This window comes from Kitasatospora sp. NPDC047058, from assembly GCF_040643935.1.
In the GTDB taxonomy this organism is placed as follows: domain Bacteria; phylum Actinomycetota; class Actinomycetes; order Streptomycetales; family Streptomycetaceae; genus Kitasatospora.
In genome coordinates this window covers 1-1,642 of the sequence record NZ_JBEYVJ010000817.1, presented here as the reverse complement: position 1 = coordinate 1,642, position 1,642 = coordinate 1, and the positions used below count along the sequence as shown (strand labels likewise).

Sequence of the window (1,642 nt, the reverse complement as noted above, 5' to 3'; positions counted from 1 at the left end):
CGGAGTCGTGCACGAGGAGGAACGTCCATGAAAGCCCGGAAGATCGGCGCGGTCGCCGCAACAGCGGTGGCACTCCTGGCCGCCCGCGACCTCGTCCAGAAGAGGCACGCGCTGCTCCGGAACTTCCCGGTGGTCGGGCACGCCCGGTACCTCCTGGAGACGATCGGGCCGGAGCTGCGGCAGTACATCGTGACCTCCAACGAGGAGGAACGCCCGTTCAGTCGTGACCAGCGCACGTGGATCTACGCGTCGGCGAAGGAGGAGAACAACTACTTCGGGTTCGGGACCGAGGTCGACGTCGAGCACGTCCAGGGGCACGCCTACCTGAAGCAGCGCACGTTCGCCGACGCCCTGCCCGACCTCCACGATCCGCAGGCCCCGCTGCCCTCGGCCAAGGTGCTGGGCGGGCCGCGCGGGCGCGCCAAGGCGTTCCGGCCGGCGAGCGTGGTGAACATCTCGGCGATGAGCTTCGGATCGCTCTCCGGCGCGGCCGTCACGGCGCTCAACAAGGGGGCGGCGCTGGCGGGCGCGATGCACAACACGGGCGAGGGCGGCCTCTCGCCCTACCACCGCAACGGCGGCGACCTCGTCCTCCAGCTCGGCACGTCGTACTTCGGCTGCCGCAACGAGGACGGCGGCTTCGACCTCGGCAAGCTGAAGGACGTGGTCGCCGGCGCTCCGGTCAGGGCGATAGAGATCAAGCTCTCCCAGGGGGCCAAGCCGGGGCTGGGCGGGATGCTGCCGGGCGCGAAGGTGACCGCGGAGATCGCCGGGATCCGCGGCATCCCGGTCGGCGAGGACTGTGCCTCCCCGTCGCGGCACACGGCGTTCGGCGACGTCGACTCGATGCTCGACTTCGTCGAACTGCTCGCCACCGAGACCGGCCTGCCGGTCGGGGTCAAGAGCGCGGTGGGGGAGATGGGCTTCTGGCAGGAGCTGGCCGCGCTGATGGCGCGTGGTGACCGCGGGGTCGACTTCGTGACGATCGACGGCGGCGAGGGCGGCACCGGGGCCGCGCCGCGGATCTTCGCCGACTCGGTGTCGCTGCCGTTCCGGATGGGTTTCTCCCGGGTCTACGGCACCTTCGCCGAGCTGGGGCTCACCGACGATCTGACCTTCATCGGCTCGGGCAAGCTCGGCCTGCCCGAGAACGCCGCGGTCGCCTTCGCCCTGGGCGTCGACATGATCAACGTGGCCCGCGAGGCGATGCTCTCGATCGGCTGCATCCAGGCGCAGAAGTGCCACACCGACAAGTGCCCCACCGGCATCGCGACCCAGAACCCGTGGCTGGCCCGCGGCCTCGACCCGCTCTCCAAGGCCGACCGGGCGGCTGCGTACCTGCGCACCCTGCGCAAGGAGCTGCTGAAGGTGTCGTCGGCCGTCGGCGTCGCCCACCCGGCCCTCATCACGGCCGACGACATCGAGATCATGAACGGCGACTACGAGGCCCGCACCTTGGCCGGCGTCTACGGCTACAAGGACGGCTGGGGCGAGCTCGGCCCGCACCTGGCCGCCGAGCTCACGGCCCTTCTCGCCGAAGGTCCGGAACGGCGACCCGGCCGTGCAGCGAGGTCTCCACGACCCGACGGCCGGCCACGTCGGCGAGGTCCAGCGGACGGCCCTCGCGGGCACCCGGCGCGTC

The 1,642-nt window shown here is 71.4% G+C and carries 1 protein-coding gene; it reads left to right on the top strand.

Annotation, left to right across the window (positions count from 1 at the left end; translation table 11 throughout):
* Positions 1-27: 27 nt before the first annotated feature.
* On the top strand, positions 28-1,642 hold a 1,615-nt coding region (locus ABZ885_RS40775; protein WP_360200211.1), incomplete at its 3' end, for an FMN-binding glutamate synthase family protein.